General features: G+C 64.1%; 1 protein-coding gene and 1 pseudogene. Both read left to right on the forward strand.

What is annotated here, in order from left to right; translation table 11 throughout:
- Window positions 1-960 (forward strand): annotated as a pseudogene (locus tag NA4_RS38225) (reverse transcriptase domain-containing protein); the annotation flags it as partial.
- A 145-nt stretch (window positions 961-1105) separates the two neighbouring features.
- A complete protein-coding gene (locus NA4_RS43540; RefSeq protein ID WP_307188634.1) occupies window positions 1106-1387 on the forward strand; it encodes a group II intron maturase-specific domain-containing protein in 282 nt (93 codons plus the stop codon).
- The last annotated feature ends 135 nt before the right edge of the window (window positions 1388-1522 follow it).

Here is a 1522-nt window from a genome sequence, read left to right on the forward strand (position 1 = left end):
ATGGCCGAGCGTCGGGTACTGGAGATCCAAACCAAGCTGCACCGTTGGGCCGGTGATGATCCTCATCGCAGGTTCGATGATCTGTTCAATCTCGTCGCCGATCCCGCGTTCTTGCTGGTGGCGTGGGATCGGGTGCGGAACAACAGGGGCGCACGCACGGCCGGAGTGGACGGAGAAACCGCCCACTACATCGAGGCCGAACGCGGGACCACCGAGTTCCTGGCTCAGCTGCGGGTCGATGTGAAAGCCCGAAGTTTCCAGCCTCTTCCGGTCCGGCAGCGAGCGATTCCCAAGGCAGGCGGCAAGCTTCGCTATCTGGGGATCGCGACGATCCGCGACCGAGTGGTCCAAGCGTCCTTGAAACTGGTACTCGAACCGGTGTTCGAGGCGGATTTCCGCCCGTGTTCCTACGGGTTCCGCCCGAACCGCCGTGCTCATGACGCGGTGGCCGAGGTGCATCATTTCGCGTCCCGCTCGTATGAGTGGGTGGTGGAGGGAGACATCAAAGCCTGCTTCGACGAAATCTCGCATCCGGCACTCATGGACCGGGTGCGCAGAAGAATCGGGGACAAACGCGTTCTGGCGCTGGTGAAAGCATTTCTGAAGGCGGGCATCCTCACCGAGGACGGCACGCTGGCCGACACCAGTGCGGGTACTCCGCAGGGGTCGATCCTTTCCCCGTTGCTCAGCAACGTAGCCTTGTCGGTCTTGGACGACTTCGTCGCCCAAGCGCCCGGAGGCCCGGCTGCCAGCAACTACGAGCGGGCCAAGCGGCGGCGTCACGGTCTGCCCAACTACCGGCTCTGCCGGTACGCGGATGACTGGTGCCTGGTCGTATCGGGCACCAAGGCGCACGCCGAAGCCCTCAAGGAAGAGATCACCGAGGTCCTGACGACGATGGGCCTGCGCCTATCGCCGGAAAAGACCCTGGTCACCCACATCGACGAAGGTCTCGACTTTCTCGGCTGGCGCATCCAGCGGCACCGGAAAACGGGGCACGAACAAACGCTACGTCTACGTCTACCCGGCCAAGAAGGCGCTGGTCGCTGTCAAGGCCAAGATCAAGGCGTGGTGCCGCAAGGGCACGAACCTGCCGCTGAAGGTCCTGCTCATCCATCTCAACCGGATGCTGCGGGGCTGGACCGCGTACTTCAAGTTCGGATGCTCGAACGCGACCTTCAGCTACCTGCGTGCCTATCTCTGGCAGGAGATCGTCAGGTGGCAGGAACGCAAGCATCGGCGAACCCCCTGGAAACAACTACGCCGACGCTACGGCATCTGGCCCGGCGACGGCGGCGTGACACTTTTCGACCCCGCCCGAGTCAGCGCCAAGCGCTACTACTACCGGGGCACGAAGATCGCGTCGCCGTGGCCGAGTGCGGCATGAGGCAAACATCCACTGCCCGAAGGGATTTGTGGAGAGCCCGGTGCGCTTGGCGGCGCACGCCGGGTTCGGGAGGCGGCTCGGAGAGACCCACCGGCGGCAACGTCGGCAGGGCGCTCCGAGTCGACCTCACCGTCA

It is taken from the genome of Nocardia amamiensis NBRC 102102, assembly GCF_001612745.1.
GTDB classification, from domain to species: Bacteria; Actinomycetota; Actinomycetes; order Mycobacteriales; family Mycobacteriaceae; genus Nocardia; species Nocardia amamiensis.